General features: G+C 67.1%; 15 protein-coding genes. 10 read left to right on the top strand and 5 right to left on the bottom strand.

Going from position 1 to position 17772, the window contains the following annotated elements; genetic code table 11:
• Nucleotides 1-4 precede the first annotated feature (4 nt).
• From HV798_RS26925 to HV798_RS26905, 5 genes are all read left to right on the top strand, one after another.
• Entirely contained in the window at nucleotides 5-1546 is a 1542-nt protein-coding gene (locus HV798_RS26925; protein ID WP_175196468.1) for a malonate--CoA ligase, read from the top strand.
• A gap of 168 nt (nucleotides 1547-1714) precedes the next feature.
• Nucleotides 1715-2689: a Bug family tripartite tricarboxylate transporter substrate binding protein gene (locus HV798_RS26920; RefSeq protein WP_175196470.1), complete on the top strand. Its 975-nt coding sequence runs from the start codon at nucleotides 1715-1717 to the stop codon at nucleotides 2687-2689.
• Between the two features lie 69 nt (nucleotides 2690-2758).
• On the top strand, nucleotides 2759-3265 hold the full coding sequence (locus HV798_RS26915) for a sigma-70 family RNA polymerase sigma factor (protein ID WP_425486173.1): 507 nt from the start codon (nucleotides 2759-2761) through the stop codon (nucleotides 3263-3265).
• Between the two features lie 8 nt (nucleotides 3266-3273).
• Nucleotides 3274-4221 carry a FecR domain-containing protein gene (locus HV798_RS26910; RefSeq protein ID WP_246289200.1) on the top strand — a complete coding sequence of 316 codons (948 nt, stop codon included), beginning with the start codon at nucleotides 3274-3276 and terminating at the stop codon, nucleotides 4219-4221.
• A gap of 95 nt (nucleotides 4222-4316) precedes the next feature.
• Nucleotides 4317-6755 (top strand): TonB-dependent siderophore receptor, encoded by a 2439-nt coding sequence (locus HV798_RS26905; RefSeq protein ID WP_175196473.1) that lies wholly within the window; start codon nucleotides 4317-4319, stop codon nucleotides 6753-6755.
• Between the two features lie 42 nt (nucleotides 6756-6797).
• On the opposite strand, the gene HV798_RS26900 is transcribed toward HV798_RS26905, so the two are convergent.
• Complete coding sequence (locus HV798_RS26900) at nucleotides 6798-7754, bottom strand: aldo/keto reductase (RefSeq protein WP_025137871.1); 957 nt, start codon at nucleotides 7752-7754, stop codon at nucleotides 6798-6800.
• 271 nt (nucleotides 7755-8025) lie between these two features.
• Between HV798_RS26900 and HV798_RS26895 the strand changes: the two genes are divergently transcribed.
• The 3 genes from HV798_RS26895 (at nucleotide 8026) to HV798_RS26885 (ending at nucleotide 11071) form a co-directional block, all read left to right on the top strand.
• Complete coding sequence (locus tag HV798_RS26895; protein ID WP_025137870.1) at nucleotides 8026-8997, top strand: ABC transporter substrate-binding protein; 972 nt, start codon at nucleotides 8026-8028, stop codon at nucleotides 8995-8997.
• Between the two features lie 387 nt (nucleotides 8998-9384).
• Nucleotides 9385-10275, top strand: a complete 891-nt coding sequence (locus HV798_RS26890) for an ABC transporter permease (protein WP_025137869.1) — start codon at nucleotides 9385-9387, stop codon at nucleotides 10273-10275.
• A 1-nt stretch (nucleotide 10276) separates the two neighbouring features.
• A complete protein-coding gene (locus HV798_RS26885) occupies nucleotides 10277-11071 on the top strand; it encodes an ABC transporter ATP-binding protein (RefSeq protein WP_025137868.1) in 795 nt (264 codons plus the stop codon).
• 83 nt (nucleotides 11072-11154) lie between these two features.
• Here HV798_RS26885 and HV798_RS26880 read toward each other — a convergent pair whose 3' ends face one another.
• From HV798_RS26880 to HV798_RS26865, 4 genes are all read right to left on the bottom strand, one after another.
• On the bottom strand, nucleotides 11155-11823 hold the full coding sequence (locus HV798_RS26880; RefSeq protein WP_281360923.1) for an aspartate/glutamate racemase family protein: 669 nt from the start codon (nucleotides 11821-11823) through the stop codon (nucleotides 11155-11157).
• Nucleotides 11824-11848: 25 nt separating this feature from the next.
• Nucleotides 11849-13093: an NAD(P)/FAD-dependent oxidoreductase gene (locus HV798_RS26875; RefSeq protein WP_175196475.1), complete on the bottom strand. Its 1245-nt coding sequence runs from the start codon at nucleotides 13091-13093 to the stop codon at nucleotides 11849-11851.
• Between the two features lie 124 nt (nucleotides 13094-13217).
• Nucleotides 13218-14855 (bottom strand): NAD(P)-binding protein, encoded by a 1638-nt coding sequence (locus HV798_RS26870; RefSeq protein WP_175196477.1) that lies wholly within the window; start codon nucleotides 14853-14855, stop codon nucleotides 13218-13220.
• On the bottom strand, nucleotides 14855-16366 hold the full coding sequence (locus tag HV798_RS26865) for a polyamine aminopropyltransferase (protein WP_175196479.1): 1512 nt from the start codon (nucleotides 16364-16366) through the stop codon (nucleotides 14855-14857). Before HV798_RS26865 ends, HV798_RS26870 begins: the two co-directional genes overlap by 1 nt.
• Nucleotides 16367-16463: 97 nt before the next feature.
• Between HV798_RS26865 and HV798_RS26860 the strand changes: the two genes are divergently transcribed.
• Nucleotides 16464-16850: a DUF350 domain-containing protein gene (locus tag HV798_RS26860; protein ID WP_175196487.1), complete on the top strand. Its 387-nt coding sequence runs from the start codon at nucleotides 16464-16466 to the stop codon at nucleotides 16848-16850.
• 45 nt (nucleotides 16851-16895) lie between these two features.
• A partial coding sequence (locus tag HV798_RS26855; protein ID WP_175216599.1) for an SPFH domain-containing protein occupies nucleotides 16896-17772 on the top strand: 877 nt, incomplete at its 3' end.

The following is a 17772-nucleotide window of genomic DNA, read 5'->3' as shown; positions in this document are numbered from 1 at the left end:
TACGGTGAGCAACGCCAACCTATACGCTGTGCTGCAAGGCGGATTTCCCGCCAACCGCAAGCAGGTCGCGCTGGAGACGCCCGACCTTGCCTACACCTGGGACGACATCGACCGGGCCACCGCCTGCCTGGCCAATCTGCTCAGTTCGCTCAAGCTGCCCGAGGGCGCGCGGGTGGCGGTGCAGGTCGAGAAATCGCCCGAGGCCCTGCTGCTGTACCTGGCCACGCTGCGCGCGGGGCTGGTGTACCTGCCGCTGAACACGGCCTATCGCGAAGCCGAGATCGAGTACTTCCTGGGCAACGCGGAACCCGCCGTGGTGGTGTGCGCCAGCAAGAACCGCGACTGGGTGCAACGCGCTGCCGACAAGGCCGGCTGCGCCCATGTCTATACGCTGGACGAAGACCGCAGCGGCACGCTGCTGGATGCCGCGGGCGGCCTGCCCCAGACGTTCAAGACCGTGGTGCGCAAGCCGGATGACCTGGCTGCAATCCTGTACACGTCGGGCACCACCGGCCGCAGCAAGGGCGCAATGCTGTCGCATGGCAACCTGGCGTCCAACGCTCAGGTGCTGCACAAATACTGGGGCTGGCGTTCGGACGACGTGCTGCTGCACATGCTGCCGATCTTCCACGTGCATGGCCTGTTCGTGGCGTCGCACGGCGCCTTGCTGGCCGGCGCCAAGATGATCTGGCTGCCCAAGCTGGATGCCGACCTGGCGCTGCGCTATCTGCCGCAAAGCACGGTGATGATGGGCGTGCCCACGTATTACGTGCGGTTGTTGGCCGACAAGCGTTTCAACCGTGAACTGTGCGCCAACATGCGCCTGTTCATCTCGGGGTCGGCGCCGCTGCTGGCCGAGACCTTTTCCGATTTCGCCCAGCGCAGCGGCCATGCCATTCTCGAACGCTACGGCATGAGCGAAACCGTGATGCTGACCTCCAACCCCTACGATCCGGCCGATGGCGAACGCCTGGCGGGTACCGTGGGCCGGGCTTTGCCGGGCGTGCAGGTGCGGGTGGTGGACGATGCCGGCATTGCGTTGGCGCCGGGCGAGATCGGCAACGTGCAGGTGCGCGGGCCCAATGTGTTCTCGGGCTACTGGCGCATGCCGGAAAAGACGCGCGAGGAATTCACCGCCGACGGCTGGTTCAAGACGGGCGACGTCGGCCGCTGGGGCGGCGAATCCGCGGGCCGCGACGTGCCGGCCGACTACCTGTCGATCGTGGGCCGCAGCAAGGACCTGATCATTTCCGGCGGCTTCAACGTCTACCCCAAAGAAATCGAAACCCTGATCGATGACATGCCGGGCGTGGCCGAATCGGCCGTGATCGGCGTGCCGCACGCGGACTTCGGCGAAGCGGTGGTGGCGGTGGTGGTGCCCAAGGAAGGCGTGTCGCTGGACGCGGCCGCGATGCAGGCCGAACTGAAGGCGCGCATCGCCAACTTCAAGGTGCCCAAGCGGTTGCACATCGTGGACCAATTGCCTCGCAACACGATGGGCAAGGTGCAAAAGAACGTGCTGCGCGAAACCTATCAGACGCTGTAGCGCTGCGAAGCCGTGCCGGTCCCCATGGACCGGCATTTTTTTCAAGGAGCCCGATCCCCACGCCAGTCCATAACCCCCCGCAATACCCTGGCAGCACCCGATCCAGAAAACACAAGAGACGAGACGCGGGAAACGCGCCGTCCCCACGCTGCAGCAAGAGGAGACAATATGAAATACCGCATACTCGCCACGGCCCTGCTGGCCACGGCGGCCGCAGGGTTTGGCGGCGCCGCCGGCGCCGCATCCTGGCCGGAACGGCCCATCACGCTCATCGTGCCGTTCCCCGCAGGCGGCGGCACGGATACCTTTGCCCGCCCGCTGGCCCAGCAGCTCACCCTGCAGATGGGGCAGTCTGTCGTGATCGACAACAAGGGCGGGGCGGGCGGCACCGTTGGCGCGGGCGTGGCGGCCAAGGCCCGGCCCGATGGCTACACCTTCTTCATGGGCGGGGCGCACCACGCGTTGGCGCCGTCGCTGTACAAGAGCCTGAACTACAACATCCAGAAAGACTTCGTGCCGGTCGCGCTGGTGGCGCAGCCGCCGCAGGTGGTCGTCATCAACGCCACCAAGCTGCCGGTCAAGACGGTGCAGGAATTCGTCGACTATGCCAAGAAGCACCCGGGCGAGATCAACTTCGGCACGGCCGGCAAGGGCAGCACGCACCATCTGGCCGGTGAATTGTTCGCCATGCAGACCGGCATCAAGCTGGTGGACGTGCCCTACCAGGGCGCCGGCCCCATGCTGACCGCGCTGATCGGCGGCCAGGTGGACCTGGCTTTCGACGGGCTGGGGTCTTCGTCGGGCCACATCCGTTCGGGCACCATCAAGCCGCTGGCGGTGGCCGCCGACAAGCGTTCGCCGTCGCTGCCGGACGTGCCCACCGCGGCCGAAGCCGGCGTGCCGAACTACGTGGTGTCGACCTGGTATGCGATCTGGGCGCCGGCCGGCACGCCGCCCGAGGCCGTGGACCGCATGACGGCCGAAATCACCAAGGCCCTGAACGCGCCCAAGATCAAGGAAACCTGGGAAAGCAATGGCTCGGCCGTGCCGACGCTGACGGGCGCCGAGTTCGGCAAGTTCGTCGACAGCGAAGTCTCGCGCTGGGCCAAGGTGGTCAGCGATTCGGGGGTTAAGCTGGATTGATGGCCGGGCGGGCCGGATTGGATTACAATTGATAACTATTATCATTAATGAATCCACCCGGTCCGTCGCATGGCCATGAATCACAGCGGTTCTCAAGCGCCTGTCGAAGGGCTTTACCAGCAGCATCAGTCCTGGCTGTGCGATTGGCTGCGGCGCAAGACGGGCTGCCCGTTCGATGCCGCCGACCTGACGCAGGACACCTTCCTGAAAGTGCTGCTGCGCGCGGGCGAGGCGCGCTCGTATCGCGAGCCGCGCGCTTACCTCGTGACCATCGCCCATGGCCTGATGGTCAATCTGTTCCGCCGCCGGGATATCGAACGTGCCTACCTGGACACGCTGGCCGCGCAGGAAGACGGGCTGGCGCCTTCGCCTGAACGCCGCGCGCTGGCGCTGGAAGCGCTGATCGAAATCGACCGCCTGCTTGACGGCCTGCCGCCCAAGGTGCGCCGCGCCTTCCTGTTGTCGCAACTGGAAGGGCTGCGCCACGCCGAGATCGCCGAATGCCTGCAGGTGTCGGTCAGCTCGGTGCGCCAATACCTGGCGCGTGCCATGCAGCATTGCCTGACGGCGTGGTGAGCGGCCAGGTGGGCAGGCTTTCCGACGATGTGATCCGCGAGGCCAGCCTCTGGTTCGTGCGGCTGGGCGCGGATGATGCCGGCGCGGCCGACACGGCGGCCTGGCGCCGCTGGGTGGACGCCAGCCCGCAGCACCGCGCGGCGTGGGATCGGGTCGAGCAACTGGGGCGCCAGTTCGGCCAGGTGGATCGCCAGGCCGGCATCGCCGCGCTGGATCGGCCGCGTGCGCGCGGCCGTCGCCAGGCGCTCAAGGTCCTGTCGTTGGCGCTGGGCGCGGGCGGCCTGGCCGCCGCCGGTCTGCAATGGCAGAGCTGGACGGCGGCGCTCTCCACCCGCGTGGGCGAACGCCGCAGCGTGGCGCTGGACGACGGCAGCGTGCTGACCCTGAACACCGACAGCGCGGCCGACGTGCGCTTTACCGCCACCGAACGGCTGGTCATCCTGCGCCGTGGCGAATTGCACCTGGCGTCGCGCCCGGACGCACGCCAGCCGCCGCGGCCCTTGCGGGTGGTGACGCCGCAGGGGCAGGTGACTGCGCTGGGCACGCGCTACACCGTGCGGCTGCTGGACGGCCAGGCCTGGACGGCCGTGACCGAAGGCGCCGTGCGCATCCAGCCCATCCATGCCAACGCCGAAGGGGCAGAAACGGTGCCGGCCGGCTTTTCCGCCTATTTCGATGGCGGCGCGGTGCAGCCGGCGCGCCCGGCGCCGCACGCCGCCGCCTGGGTGCAGGGCGCGCTGTATGCCGACAACATGCGGCTGGACGATTTCATCGACGAACTCGGCCGCCACCGGCCTGGCCGGCTGGCCTGCGATCCGGCGGTGGCCGGGTTGCGGATTTCCGGCTCGTTCCCCTTGGGCGACACCGACCGCATCCTGGCGGCGGTGGAACGCGCGCTGCCGGTGCAGGCGCAGCGCTATACGCGCTATTGGGTGACGCTGCGCGCCAGGCCGTAGGGCCGTTAGAAAAAAACTCAGGCGGGACTGTCACTTTCGCGGTTTCGATTGGCATACGGGTGTAGCCCCGACTTTCTTTGCCTGGAACCCTGACCATGTCTTTGCCGTTTGCCCCTTCCCATCCCGCCGCGCGGGCCAGCCTGCGCATGAAGGCGTTTGCCGCGCTGGTGCTGGCCGCCCTGGCCGGCGGCGCCCTGGCCCCGCAAGCCGTGCAGGCGCAGGCCGCACCGCCCGCCGCAGCCGGCCGCGTGGTCGATATTCCCGCCGGGCCGCTGGGCGCGGCGCTGGCCGGTTACGCGCAGCAGGCGCGGGTGCTGCTGTCGTTCGACCCCGCCCTGACCGAAGGCCTGCAAAGCGCCGGCCTGCAAGGCGCCTACGGCATCGATCAGGGTTTCGCCGCGCTGCTGGCCGGTACCCAGCTGGAAGCGTTGCGCCGGGGCGATGGCGACTATCTGCTGCAACGCACGGGCCAGCAGGCCACGCAACTGGCGCCGGTGCTGGTGCTGGGCGCGGGCGCCACCACGGAAGGCTCGGGCCTGTACACCGCCGACTGGATGCGCTCGGCCAATGGCCTGGTGCTGTCGCAGCGCGAAACGCCGCAATCCACCAGCGTGCTGACGCGCCAGCAACTGGACGACCGCTCGATCACGACCGTGCGCGACGTGATGGAGAACGCCACTGGTATGAACGTGCAGCAGGCCGAATCCGAACGCCTGACCTACTATTCACGCGGCTTTTCGTTGGATACCTTCCAGTTCGACGGTGTGGTCAAGCCGCTGAACGGGCTGTACCAGTTCGGCGATGGCAATCTGGACCCGGTGATCTACGACCACGTGGAAATCATCCGCGGGGCGACCGGCCTGATGAGCGGCACCGGCAATCCGGGGGGCTCGGTCAACTTCATCCGCAAGCGGCCCACGCGTGAATTCCAGGGCATCGCCAAGATCGCGGCCGGCACCGAAGACACCTATCGCGGCGAGATCGACCTGTCCACGCCGTTCAACGAATCCGGCTCGGTGCGCGGCCGCCTGGTGGGGGCCAAGGAGCGCCGCGGCGACACCATGGACCTGTACAAGAAAAAGCGCGACGTGCTGTACGGCATCATCGAGGCGGACGTGGCCGAGGCCACCACGGTCAGCGTGGGCGGCTCGGTGCAGCGCACCCGCCCCAGCGGCATCAGCTGGGGCGGCCTGCCCGCGCTGGACGCCAACGGCAAGCCCATCGATTGGCCCAAGGGCCAGGCCATGGGCGCCAAGTGGTCGCGCTGGGACACCGATTCGCACGAGTATTTTGCCCAGGTCGAGCACGGCTTTGCCAACGGCTGGAATGCCCGCCTGTCGTACACGCGGCTGGAAAACACGTTCAACGCGCCGCTGCTGTTCACGTCCGACGTGCCGATGACGATCGACGGCTTTTCCACGCCGCCGCTGCTTCGCAAGTTCAAGGGCGGCAGCGACCAGGACGTGTACGGCGGCTCCATGGACGGCGGCTTTGACGCCTTTGGCCGGCGCCATCAGTTCAACCTGGGTTTTTCGCATTCGGTCATCAATGCCTGGAACCAGAGCTGGGACACCAGCGACCAGGCCAACTATCCGATCCCCGACGTGAAGCATTGGACGGGTGACTGGCCCACCCCCAACTGGGACATCCTGGCACTGTCGCAGACCCACCGCGACAAGCAGACGGGCGTGTACGGCACGCTGCGCCTGGGGCTGACCGACAGCCTGCACCTGTTGACCGGCGCGCGCTGGACCCGCTGGGAATCCACCGAGACCAGCGGCGGCGTGACCGGCTATTCGCATACGTATTCCGAGGTCACGCCCTATGTCGGCCTGACCTACGATCTGAACGACACCTACACCGCCTACGTCAGCTACACCAACATCTTCCAGCCGCAGATGGTCAAGACGCGGGACTGGAGCATGGCGGGCCCGGCCTATGGCCACAACTATGAAGCGGGCGTGAAGGCCTCGTACCTGGACGGGCGCCTGAACGCGTCGGTGGCGGTGTTCCAGACCGACCAGAAGGACGTGGCCGAGTACGGCGGCTATGACTATGCGCACGACGACGGCTGGTACTACATCCTGGACGGAACCCGCACGCGCGGCTTCGAAACCGAGCTGGCGGGCGAGGTCGTGCCGGGCTGGAACGTGTTCCTGGGCTATACCTACCGCCAGTCCAAGGACAACGCCGGCAAGAAGGTGCAGACCACCCAGCCTGAACAGTTGCTCAAGCTGAGCACGGCCTACCGCCTGCCGGGCGCATGGAACAAGCTGACGGTGGGCGGCGGCGTGCGCTGGCAAAGCCAGACCAGCGCGCAGACCTATTACGGCCTGCAGTCGGGGTCGATCGTGCAGAAGCCCTATGCCTTGTTCGACCTGATGGCGCAGTACAACTTCAGCGACAAGACGCAGGTGCAGTTGAACGTGCGCAACCTGGCCGACAAGAAGTACTACCGCTCGATGGGCTTTTACAACTCGGTGTTCTACGGCGAAGGCCGCAGCGCGCTGGTGACCTTGACGCAGCGCTTCTGATGCACCCGGCGCGGGCCGTGGCCCGCACCGGTTTCATCGCCTTCAGCGCCAGTCGCTGGCCAGGCTGAGCTTGGCCAACTGGTCACGCGTGAGCGTCAGGCTGGCCGCCTTCACCAATTCATCCAGTTGCGCCAGCGACGTGGCGCTGACGATCGGCGAGGTGATGCCCGGCTGCGCGATCTGCCAGGCCAGCGCGGCCTGCGCGGGCGTGCAGCCGGCGTCTTCGGCGACTTCGTCCAGCGCCTTCAGGATGCGGTAGCCGCGGTCGTTCAGGTAGGTGTCGACGATCTTCTTGCCGCGCGCGCTCTTGCCGACGTCGGCCGGGCTGCGGTATTTGCCGCTGAGAAAGCCGCTGGCCAGCGCGTAGTAGTTGATGGTGCCCATGTCCTGCGCTTTCACCAGGGCCTGCAAGCCGGCCTCGAAGGGCTCGCGGCTGTACAGGTTGTATTCGGGCTGGATGCTTTCGTAGCGCGGCAGGTTGTGCCGTTCGGCCGCGATCAGCGCTTCGGACAGGCGCACCGGCGTGTAGTTGGACGCGCCGATGGCGCGCACCTTGCCGGCCGCGATCAGCTTGGCGTATTCGCCCAGCGTATCGGTCAGCGGGGTGTCCGGGTCGTCCTTGTGCGACTGGTACAGGTCGACGTGGTCGGTCTGCAAGCGCGCCAGCGAGGCGTCGATCGATCGCCGGATGTAGGCCGGCGCCAGGCCCTTGGCGTCCGGGCCCATTTCCATGCCGACCTTGGTGGCGATCAGGACCTGGTCGCGCTTGCCCGAGCGCTTGAGCCATTTGCCGATCAGGGCTTCGGATTCGCCGCCCTGGTTGCCGGGGACCCAGCGCGAATACACGTCGGCCGTGTCGATGAAGTTCAGGCCCGCGTCAACCAGGGCGTCCAGCAGCGAGAACGTGCCGGCCTCGTCGACGGTCCAGCCGAAGACGTTGCCGCCGAAAGTCAGGGGAGGGATCTGCAGGCCGGAACGGCCCAATGCGCGTTTGATCATGGTAAGGCCTTTGGGTGGCGCCAATCAGGTGCCGCGACGGCGATGTCGCGGATGTCGTGTCGCGCGGGGGCGGCGCTTTTAGTATATTGGCGCCGCTCGCCCCGACATGGGGCAGGCGTGCTGCGCATGCACCATTTCAGGGATTCCCCCCAAGTTAATTTGTGTTGCGACACGTTAGACTATACGGCTTTACGGCTGGACCGGAACCGCAGGGAAGCCTGCGGAACAGCCGTAACAATGAACAAATACCAAGGGTTCAAGGAGCTTATCTATGCTGATCGGGAAAAAACATTTTCTGACGGTGGGCGCCATGGCGCTGGCGATGGCGATCGCCGCGCCGGTGTCGGCGCAGCAGAAGTCGGTGGCGGTCACCGCCATCGTCGAGCATCCGGCGCTGGATGCCGTGCGTGACGGGGTGCAGGACGCCCTGAAGGCCGCCGGCTACGAGCCGGGCAAGAACCTGAAGTGGCAGTACCAGAGCGCGCAGGGCAACAACGGCACCGCTGCCCAGATCGCCCGCAAGTTCGTCGGCGACAAGCCCGACGCCATCGTGGCCATCGCCACCCCGTCGGCCCAGGCCGTAGTGGCCGCCACCAAGGACGTGCCGGTGGTGTATTCCGCCGTGACCGATCCGGTTGCCGCCCAGCTCGTGTCCAGCATGGACGCCTCGGGCACCAACGTGACGGGCGTGTCGGATCTGCTGGCGCTGGACAAGCAGGTCGACCTGATCAAGAAGATCGTTCCCAACGCCAAGCGCGTCGGCATCGTCTACAACCCGGGCGAAGCCAACTCGGTCGTGGTGGTCAAGAAGCTGCAGGAAATCCTGCCCAAGTCGGGCATGAGCCTGGTCGAAGCCGCCGCCCCGCGTTCGGTCGACGTGGCGTCCGCCGCGCGCAGCCTGATCGGCAAGGTCGACGTCATCTACACCAACACCGACAACAACGTGGTCTCGGCCTACGAGTCGCTGGTGAAGGTCGGCAACGACGCCAAGATCCCCCTGATCGCCTCGGATACCGACAGCGTCAAGCGCGGCGGCATCGCCGCCCTGGGCATCAACTACCGCGACCTGGGCGTGCAGACGGGCAAGGTGGTGGTGCGCATCCTGAAGGGCGAGAAGCCCGGCGCCATCCCGTCCGAAACCATCAACAAGCTCGAGCTCTACGTGAACCCGGGCGCGGCCGCCAAGCAAGGCGTGACGCTGTCCGACGCGGTCATCAAGTCGGCCGCGGTGGTCGTGAAGTAAAGTATCGGCTGGTTCGCCCCGCTCGTGCCTACCCGGCGCGAGCGGGGTTTGTTTTATCTTGTTTTCTTGTTTGCCCGGCCGACAGGCGGGGTCCACAGGGCGGCAGCATCCACAAGGTGCGCGCGGCCCGGCGCGATGGCGTTGGTCTTGAACGGCATGTCGGCTTCTGGCCGCCACGCTGCGTTTTGCTCCCCCGGAGCGTCCATCAAGCAGCCCGCTTGCGGCCCTGGCCGCCAAGCCTGGCGACGCCTTGGCAGGAATCGAGAGAAAATCACGCGGCAAGAAACGTTTATTGCAAAAGCTCGGGTAAAACTGATGCCGAAACGCAAGAAGTTGGACGTTTCAAATCTCTAATATGCTCGTTCCTTACCTGATTGGATTTGACCCATGTCATTGTTCTCGTTGTTAGGCGCACTGGAGATCGGCCTGATCTTCAGCCTGGTGGCCTTGGGCGTGTTTATCTCCTTTCGCCTGCTGCGCTTCCCGGACCTGACCGTTGACGGCAGCTTTCCGCTGGGCGGCGCCGTCTGTGCCACGCTGATCGCCGCGGGCACCGACCCGTTCATCGCCACCATCGCGGCCACCTTTGCCGGCGCGGCCGCCGGCCTGGTCACGGGCTGGCTCAACGTCAAGCTCAAGATCATGGATCTGCTCGCCAGTATCCTGATGATGATCGCGCTGTACTCCGTGAACCTGCGCATCATGGGCAAGCCCAACGTGCCGCTGATCACCGAACCCACCGTCTTCACCATCCTGCAGCCGGGCTGGCTGTCGGACTACGTGGCGCGGCCCCTGATCCTGGTGGTCATCGTGGTGCTGGCCAAGCTGGCGCTGGACTGGTTCTTCGCCACCCAGACGGGTCTGGCGGTGCGCGCCACCGGCTCGAACGGCCGCATGGCCCGCGCCCAGGGCGTGAATACCGGCCGCATGATCCTGTTCGGCATGGCGCTGTCCAACGCGCTGGTCGCCATGGCCGGCGCGCTGTTCGCGCAGACCCAGGGCGGTTCCGACATTTCCATGGGCATCGGCACCATCGTCATCGGCCTGGCCGCCGTGATCGTGGGCGAAAGCATCCTGCCGTCGCGCAAGCTGGTGCTGGCCACGCTGGCCGTCATCATCGGCGCCATCGTCTACCGCTTCTTCATCGCATTGGCCCTCAATAGCGATTTCATCGGCCTGAAGGCGCAAGACCTGAACCTCGTCACCGCGGTCCTGGTCACCATCGCCCTGGTCATCCCCATGCTCAAGCGCCGGCTCCTCGGCAAGAAGGGGCGCTGATATGCTGTCCGCAAAAGACCTCAAGATCACTTTCAACGCGGGCACGCCGATCGAAACGCGCGCGCTGCGCGGCCTGTCTCTGGACATTCCCGAAGGCCAGTTCGTCACCGTCATCGGTTCGAACGGCGCGGGCAAGTCGACCTTCCTGAACGCCGTGTCGGGCGACCTGCCGATCGATTCCGGCAAGATCGAAATCAATGGCGTGGACGTGACGCGCCAGCCCGTCTGGGCCCGCGCCGGCCGCGTGGCCCGCGTGTTCCAGGACCCCATGGCGGGCACCTGCGAAGACCTGACCATCGAAGAGAACATGGCGCTGGCGCAGCTGCGCGGCGCGCGGCGCGGCTACAGCCGCGCCGTCAAGGCGTCGATGAAAGACGGTTTCCGTGAACGCCTGGCCACGCTGGGCCTGGGCCTGGAAAGCCGCCTGGCCGACCGCATCGGCCTGCTGTCGGGCGGCCAGCGCCAGGCCGTGAGCCTGCTGATGGCCGCGCTGCAACCGTCGCGCATCCTGCTGCTGGACGAGCACACCGCCGCGCTCGACCCGCGCACCGCCGATTTCGTGCTGCAACTGACGGCCCGCATCGTGGCCGAAAACAAGCTGACCACCATGATGGTCACGCACAGCATGCGCCAGGCATTGGACGTGGGCGACCGCACGGTGATGCTGCACCAGGGCCAGGTGGTGCTGGACGTGTCCGGCGACGAACGCCGCGGCATGGACGTGCCCGACCTGCTGGCCATGTTCGAGCGCGTGCGCGGCGAAAAGCTGTCTGACGACGCCTTGCTGCTCGGCTGACCGGCGCGCCGACCCGGTCGGCAACACGCCCGCTGCAAGCCTCGACCCGAGGCCCGCAGCGGGCGTTTTTCATGGCGGGCCGGTCAGGCCGCCAGGCCCCGCCAGGTCTTGATCAGCAGCGTTTCGATGTCGTGCACCGGCAGGCCGGTGGCGCGTGCGACGGCGTCGCGGTAGGGCGGCATGTTGGTGCATTCCAGCACGATGTCGGTCAGGCCGGGCGCCCGCGCCGCCAGGCGGGTGGCGGCATCCACGACGTTGCGCTCGACCTCGGCCAGGTCCATCACGGGGCTGTTTTCCAGGATGCGTGCATGCATCTCGCAGCCGGGCGCCAGCCCTTCGACGATGGCGTTGGCCGGCACGTCGACCGCGTCCAGGATGCCGCGCGACAGCGACTGCGCATCGAAGGTGACGATGCCCACGCGCGTAAGGCCGCGGCACTGCAAGAGGCTGGACGTCACCACCGGCACGGGCACGGCGGCCTGTAGCGCCGACTGATACCTGGCCAGGAAGCCGCAGCTGGTGGAGATCAACGCGGCACCGTCGCGCGCCAGACCCACGGCGGCGTCGATGAAGGGCTGCAGGAAGGCGGGATCGGCCTCTTGCACGATCTTGCGCGGCGAGGCCCCCTGCACCGTGACAAAGCGCACCGGGATGCCGGCGCGTTCGTAGGTCTGGGCGTTGCCGACGTCGCCGGGCGGCCGCGGAAAGCGGGTGTCCAGCATCAGCACGCCTAGAAAGCCGGGGGTGTGCACGTGAGTGTCCTTGTCCTGTGAGGCCTCAGAGAAACCGGTCGGGGCGGAAGGCGGAATGACGCTCACCGCCTTCGCCGGCCATCAGCTCGCCTAGTATCTTCGCCGTTCCTGGCGCGGTGCTGAAACCGATGTGCTGGTGCCCCAGCGCCAGCCACAGGCCGGGGTGGCGCGGCGCCTGGCCGATCATCGGGCGGCTGTCCGGCAGGGTGGGGCGGCGGCCCAGCCAGGCTTGCGGATCAAGCCTGGCGCCCAGGGCCAGCGCTTCGCGGGCGCGGGTTTCCGCCAGGTCCAGCTGGTCGGGCCGGGCGGGGGCGTCGCAGTCGTCCAGTTCCACGCCAGTGGTCAGCCGCAGGCCGCGAGCCATGGGCGAGAGCACGTAGCCGCCGCCCGTGTCATAGACGGGCCGGCCCAGCGCCGGGCCGCTGCCGGGCGCGTAATGCATGTGATAGCCGCGTTCGAACGCCATCGGCAGGTCGATGCCGGTGGTCTTGAGCAAAGCCTTGGACCACGGGCCCAGCGCCAGCACCAGGGCCGGCGCCGTCAGCGTCTCGGACGCCTGGTCGCCCTGCACGGTCCAGTTTTGCCCGTTGCGACGGATGGCGGTGGCCCGCAGTGGCTTGAACGTGCCGCCCGACCGGCGGAACAGGTCGGCATAGGCCTGCACCACCGCCCGCGGATCGTCCACGGAATACGAGCCCTGTATCCACAGGGCGCGGGCGAATATCGGGGCCAGGGCGGGTTCCAGCCGGGCCAGTTCGGCCGGGTCCAGCGCCTGCGTCGGCACCTGGTGGCGGGCATAGGCGGCGCGCGCCAGGGCGCTGCCTTGCCAGGCCGCTTCGCTGCGGAACAGGAAGATCCAGCCGGTATCGCGCAGGCGATGGCTGATGCCCGCTTCGGCCAGCAGGCGCTGGTGTTCGGGGGCGGACAGCCGGATCAGGCCGTCCAGGGCCGTGGCCGTTTCCTCGAACACGGAAGACCGGGCGCGCCACAGGAAGCCGGCGGCCCAGCCCAGGTTGCGGGCCAGGTAGCCGGGGCGGTAGCGGAATTGAACCGTGTCGTTACGCAGCAGCCGGGGCAGTTGGCGCCACAGGCCGGGATGGTTGAACGGCATGAGGGAACTGCGGGCCAGCACGCCGGCATTGCCGTGCGAGGTTTCCAGCCCGGGGGCCTGGCGGTCGACCAGGGTGACATCCATGCCGCGGCGCTGCAGTTCCAGCGCACAGCAAACGCCGACCATGCCGGCGCCAAGCACAATGACTGGCTTTCCCATCGTTTTTTTAGGTCTCAGGCTAGGGTCAAGGGGACCCGCTGGCGATTGTAGGGCAGCCGGGGCGGCCTGCAAGCAGATCAGGTCGAGGCGTGGACGCTGGCGGCCCGAGCGGGGCGCACGACGATCAGGCCGCCGGCCGTTGCCCCAGAATCCGTCCGGCCGCCGTCACGCCCCACCACGCCGCTTCCTCGAAGACCGAATAGCCGGACAGGTCGGCGTGCGCGAACAGCACCGGGCCGTCCACGTCGCGCAGCGCCGCCAGGCCGGGGTTGGACAGGTAGCCGCAATAGGGCGAAGCCATGGCATGGCCGCGCACCGTGATCTCGAGCTGGCGCGCATGGCGCCAGAACTCGTCGCCGTAGGCGGCCACCAGGTCGGCCGCCACCTCGTCGCGCAGGGCCTCGGGGCGGGCGCTGGCCAGCCATTGGCGCGTGGCCTGCGGCGTCTTGCCGCTGAGCGCGTCGTAGGCGGTGAAGACCGTGCGCGGCGACCGCGCCACCCGCAGCAACTGGTGCGTCGACACCACGTAACCCAGCGCCTGGCCCTGGTAGACCACGTTGTCCCACGACAGCGGTTCGCCGGGCGCTTCGCGCGGATAGCCATCCATGACGAAGTTGGACACCAGCCAGGGCGCGTGCGGCGAGGCATGCACCGCCGGATCGTAGCCATAGGCGCGGATGTCCGGCAGGATGTGCTGGGTCACGAACAGCGGCATGGCGCAGACGGCGCGTCGCGCTTGCAGTGTGTAGACGGCCGAGGCGGGGCCGGGCGCCAGGCAGTCGATCTGCGGGCCGGCGGGCGTTTCGCGCAGCCGCATGGCGGTGCCGGGCAGCAGCCAGTTGCTGTGGCCCAGGCGGGCGCTGATGGCGTCGTGCAGGCGCTGCACCAGCGGTGCCAGGCCGCCGGGCCAGGTCAGCACCGCGCCTTCTGCGGCATTGGCGGCATGGCCGTCGCGGCTGGCAAAGTAGTGCAGGCCGGCCCAGGCCGAGACCACGTCGTACTGGGCGCCGTAGTCGTCGCGGCAGCAGTAGTTCAGGTACCAGTGCAGGGCGGGCGAGGTATAGCCTTCGCGTTCCAGCCAGGCCTTGAAGGTCAGCGTGTCCAGCGCCCGCCAGGCCGGGTCGCGCGACGACAGGGAGATGGGAATGCAGAAGACCTTGCGGCCATCGTTGCCGACCTGCCCGTGCAGCACATCCACCAGCGCTAAGAACTTGCGGTGCTGTTCGGCGTGGCCGTCGGGCAGGCCGGTCATGGGCAGCAGGCCGTCTTCCCAGTGGCCGCCGCGCAGCAGGCGCTCTTGCGGCGAATGCGCCAGGATGGCTTCGTCGTAATAGGGCCGCGCGGCGTAGGCATCGCGCTCGGCGATGCCGAAGTCGGCCAGCATCTCGCGCACGTGGGTGGATTGCATCGAGGGCAGCGGCAGGTAGTGCGCGCCCAGCGGATAGTCCAGCCCGTCGCGCACGCCGGCCGCAGCGTTGCCGCCGTATTCCGGGCCTTGCACGACCACGAAATCGGTGTAGCCCTCGCGCGCCAGTTTCCAGGCGCAGGACAGGCCGGCCACGCCGGACCCCAGGATCGCCACCTGGCTTTGGCGGGTGCTTGATGACGCCGGCAGTGCGGCGCCGTCGCGCAGTGCGTGGCCCGCCTGCATGCCGGGGTAGCGCACCTCGGGCGTGGTCTCGACGATGCGTGACCGGTAATAGCCCGCCGTGCCCGCCGCCGCGGCGGTGGCCGCGCCCAACAGGAAAGTGCGGCGGCGCATCAGCGGATGACCTTGCGCCAGTCCTCGTCGAAGTAGCGCACGAGCGATTGCTCGTTCAGGCGGTTCGGCGGCATGGCCAGCGCCGGCATGTCGGCGGGAAAGTGGAACAGCTCGCGCATCGTCGCCGGATCCAGGTAGCGGGTGGGCACCGAAATCGTCGTGGGCGGCGTGTAGTCGCGCCGCTTGCCGGCCAGGATGAATCCCCAGTCGCCGAACGACGGCACGTACGCATGGTACGGCCAGGTGTTCAGGCCGGCTTCCTTCAGCGTGGCGTCCACGCTCCAGAACGAGCGCGGCGCGAAGTAGGGCGAGGTGGACTGGATGACCATGTAGCCGTTCTCGGCCAGGTGGCGCGCCATCAGGTGGTAGACGGGCACCGAATACAGCCGGCCCAGCCCGAAGTTGGACGGGTCGGGAAAGTCGACCACGATGTAGTCATAGACCTCGGCGTGGCTTTCCAGCCAGCGGCCCGCGTCGTCGTTGATGACGGTGACGCGCGGATCCGTCAACGAATTCTGGTTCAGCCGCGTCAGCGGTTCGGACCGCGAAAACAGGCCCGTCATGGCCGGGTCCAGGTCCACCAGCGTCACATGCTCGACGTGCTTGAATTTCAGGATCTCGCGCACCGCCAGGCCGTCGCCGCCGCCCAGCACCAGCACGTTGCGGGCCCACGGCAGCGCCTGCAGCCCCGGGATCACCAGCGACTCGTGATAGCGATGTTCGTCGCGCGACGAGAACTGCAGGTTGCCGTTGATGTACAGGCGCAGGTCGTCGTGCCAGCGGGTCACGATCAGGCGCTGGTAGGGCGTGGTTTCGGCATGCACCACGTCGTCGCCGTACAGGCCTTTCTCGGCCCAGCCGGTCATCTGGCCCGAGAACGCGAAACCCAGCGCCAACAGGCCCAGCACCACGCTGCCGCGGATGGCTTTCTCGGCCGGGCGCCGCACTTCGGCGCGAAACAGCCAGGTGGTCCAGAGCGCCACGCTGGCGTTCAGGATGCCGAACAGGAACCCGGTGCGCAGCAGGCCCAGCTTGGGCGCCAGCAGCAGCGGAAAGACCAGCGACACGGCCAGCGCGCCCAGGTAGTCGAAGGTCAGCACGCGGCTGACGATTTCGCGGAATTCCGTCTTGCGCTGGTTGAAGACCCGCATCACCAGCGGGATTTCCATGCCCACCATCAAGCCGATGATGAAGACGCCGACGTACAGCGCGGCGCGAAAGGGCGCCGACAGCCAGGCGAACACCAGGAACAGGACGGCGGCGGAAACGCCGCCCAACAAGGCGACGGCCAGCTCGACGTCGATGAATCGATTCAAAACGTCGTCGTCTTTTACATATTTTGACAACCACGATCCGATGCCCATCGCGAACAGATAGCAGCCGATGACGGACGAGAATTGCAGGATGGAATCGCCCAGCAGATAGCTGGCCAGCGCGCTGCTGATGAGCTCGTAGCCCAAGCCGCACGAAGCGACGATCAATACCGACAGGATGAGAACGCGGTCGCGCATGGGGGTTCCGACTCAGAAAATGCGTTCGCAGTATATCGAAGCCGCCGTATATACTGCGCGCAATTAGGGCCTGAAGGGGGCGAATATGGGAGAAGCGATGCATCCGGCCGTGACCTATCTGATCTATATCGTCTCGGCACTGGTCATGCTTGGCGTTTTCACCGCGGTCTACACCACCGTGACGCGCTACAAGGAATTCGAACTGATCCGCGAAGGCAATATCGCCGCGGTGCTGTCCTACAGCGGCGCGCTGGTGGGCTTTTCCTTCACGCTGTGCTCCAGCATCGCCATTCACGCCAGCTTCATCATGTTCGTGGTCTGGGGCGTGGCCGCCATGGTGGTGCAGCTGATCGTCTATGCGGTCATGGCGCAGGCCATCCGCGGCCTGAACGAGGCCATTGAAGAAAACAACATCGCCATGGGCGGCCTGATCGGATCGATCTCGCTGGCCGCCGGCGTGGTCAACGCCGCCTGCCTGACCTGATCCGGCCGGGCGCGCTGATTCCGATCTGACACAGGAGAACTTGCCATGAGTCTCGGTTCATTTATCCGCAAGCAGTTTATCGACATCCTGCAATGGAACGAGGACGGCGACGGCGTGCTGGCCTGGCGTCATCCGATGCAGGATTTCGAAATCCAGTACGGCGCCAGCCTGACCGTGCGCGAGTCGCAGATGGCGGTATTCGTCAACGAAGGCAAGGTGGCCGACGTGTTCGGCCCCGGCATGTACAAGCTGACGACGCAGACGCTGCCGGTCCTGACGTACCTGAAGAACTGGGACAAGCTGTTCGAGTCGCCCTTCAAGTCGGACGTCATCTTCTTCAGCACCCGCCTGCAACTGGGCCGGCGCTGGGGCACGGCGCAGCCGGTGACGCTGCGCGACAGCGAATTCGGCATGGTGCGCCTGCGCGCCTTCGGCGTGTATTCGTACCAGATCACCGACCCGGCCAAGTTCTACCGCGAAATCAGCGGTACGCGCGACGTCTATACCGTCGACGACCTGGAACTGCAGCTGCGCAACATGGTGGTTGCCGCCATGACGACGGCGCTGGGCGGCTCGAAAGTGCCGTTCCTGGATATCGCCGGCAACCAGGGCCTGATGTCGCAAAGCATCAGCGAGCAGTTGGCCCCGGTGTTCGACCGCTATGGCGTCAAGCTGGACAACTTCACCGTTGAAAACGTGTCGTTGCCCGAAGAATTGCAAAAGGCGCTGGATACCCGGATCTCGATGGGCATGGCCGGCGACCTGGGCAAGTTCACCCAGTACCAGACGGCCACGTCCATTCCGCTGGCGGCGCAGAACGAAGGCGGCATCGCCGGCATCGGCGCGGGCCTGGCGGCCGGCGCGGCGCTGGGCCAGACCATGGCGGCCGGGCTGGGCGTCGGGCAGGCGGCGGGCCAGGGCC

The sequence above is a fragment of the Achromobacter deleyi genome, assembly GCF_902859705.1.
Lineage (GTDB): Bacteria > Pseudomonadota > Gammaproteobacteria > Burkholderiales > Burkholderiaceae_B > Achromobacter > Achromobacter deleyi.
The sequence above is the reverse complement of the archived record's forward strand: the minus strand, read 5'-3'. Positions and strand labels throughout refer to the sequence as shown.

What these genes read in the sequence shown, in the direction of transcription:
- HV798_RS26920 (WP_175196470.1), top strand. Translation starts at nt 1,715, where the DNA reads ATGAAATACCGCATACTCGCCACGGCCCTGCTGGCCACGGCGGCCGCA.
- HV798_RS26915 (WP_425486173.1), top strand. Translation starts at nt 2,759, where the DNA reads ATGGCCATGAATCACAGCGGTTCTCAAGCGCCTGTCGAAGGGCTTTAC.
- HV798_RS26905 (WP_175196473.1), top strand. Translation starts at nt 4,317, where the DNA reads ATGTCTTTGCCGTTTGCCCCTTCCCATCCCGCCGCGCGGGCCAGCCTG.
- HV798_RS26900 (WP_025137871.1), bottom strand. Translation starts at nt 7,754, where the DNA reads ATGATCAAACGCGCATTGGGCCGTTCCGGCCTGCAGATCCCTCCCCTG.
- HV798_RS26895 (WP_025137870.1), top strand. Translation starts at nt 8,026, where the DNA reads ATGCTGATCGGGAAAAAACATTTTCTGACGGTGGGCGCCATGGCGCTG.
- HV798_RS26890 (WP_025137869.1), top strand. Translation starts at nt 9,385, where the DNA reads ATGTCATTGTTCTCGTTGTTAGGCGCACTGGAGATCGGCCTGATCTTC.
- HV798_RS26885 (WP_025137868.1), top strand. Translation starts at nt 10,277, where the DNA reads ATGCTGTCCGCAAAAGACCTCAAGATCACTTTCAACGCGGGCACGCCG.
- HV798_RS26875 (WP_175196475.1), bottom strand. Translation starts at nt 13,093, where the DNA reads ATGGGAAAGCCAGTCATTGTGCTTGGCGCCGGCATGGTCGGCGTTTGC.
- HV798_RS26870 (WP_175196477.1), bottom strand. Translation starts at nt 14,855, where the DNA reads ATGCGCCGCCGCACTTTCCTGTTGGGCGCGGCCACCGCCGCGGCGGCG.
- HV798_RS26865 (WP_175196479.1), bottom strand. Translation starts at nt 16,366, where the DNA reads ATGCGCGACCGCGTTCTCATCCTGTCGGTATTGATCGTCGCTTCGTGC.
- HV798_RS26860 (WP_175196487.1), top strand. Translation starts at nt 16,464, where the DNA reads ATGCATCCGGCCGTGACCTATCTGATCTATATCGTCTCGGCACTGGTC.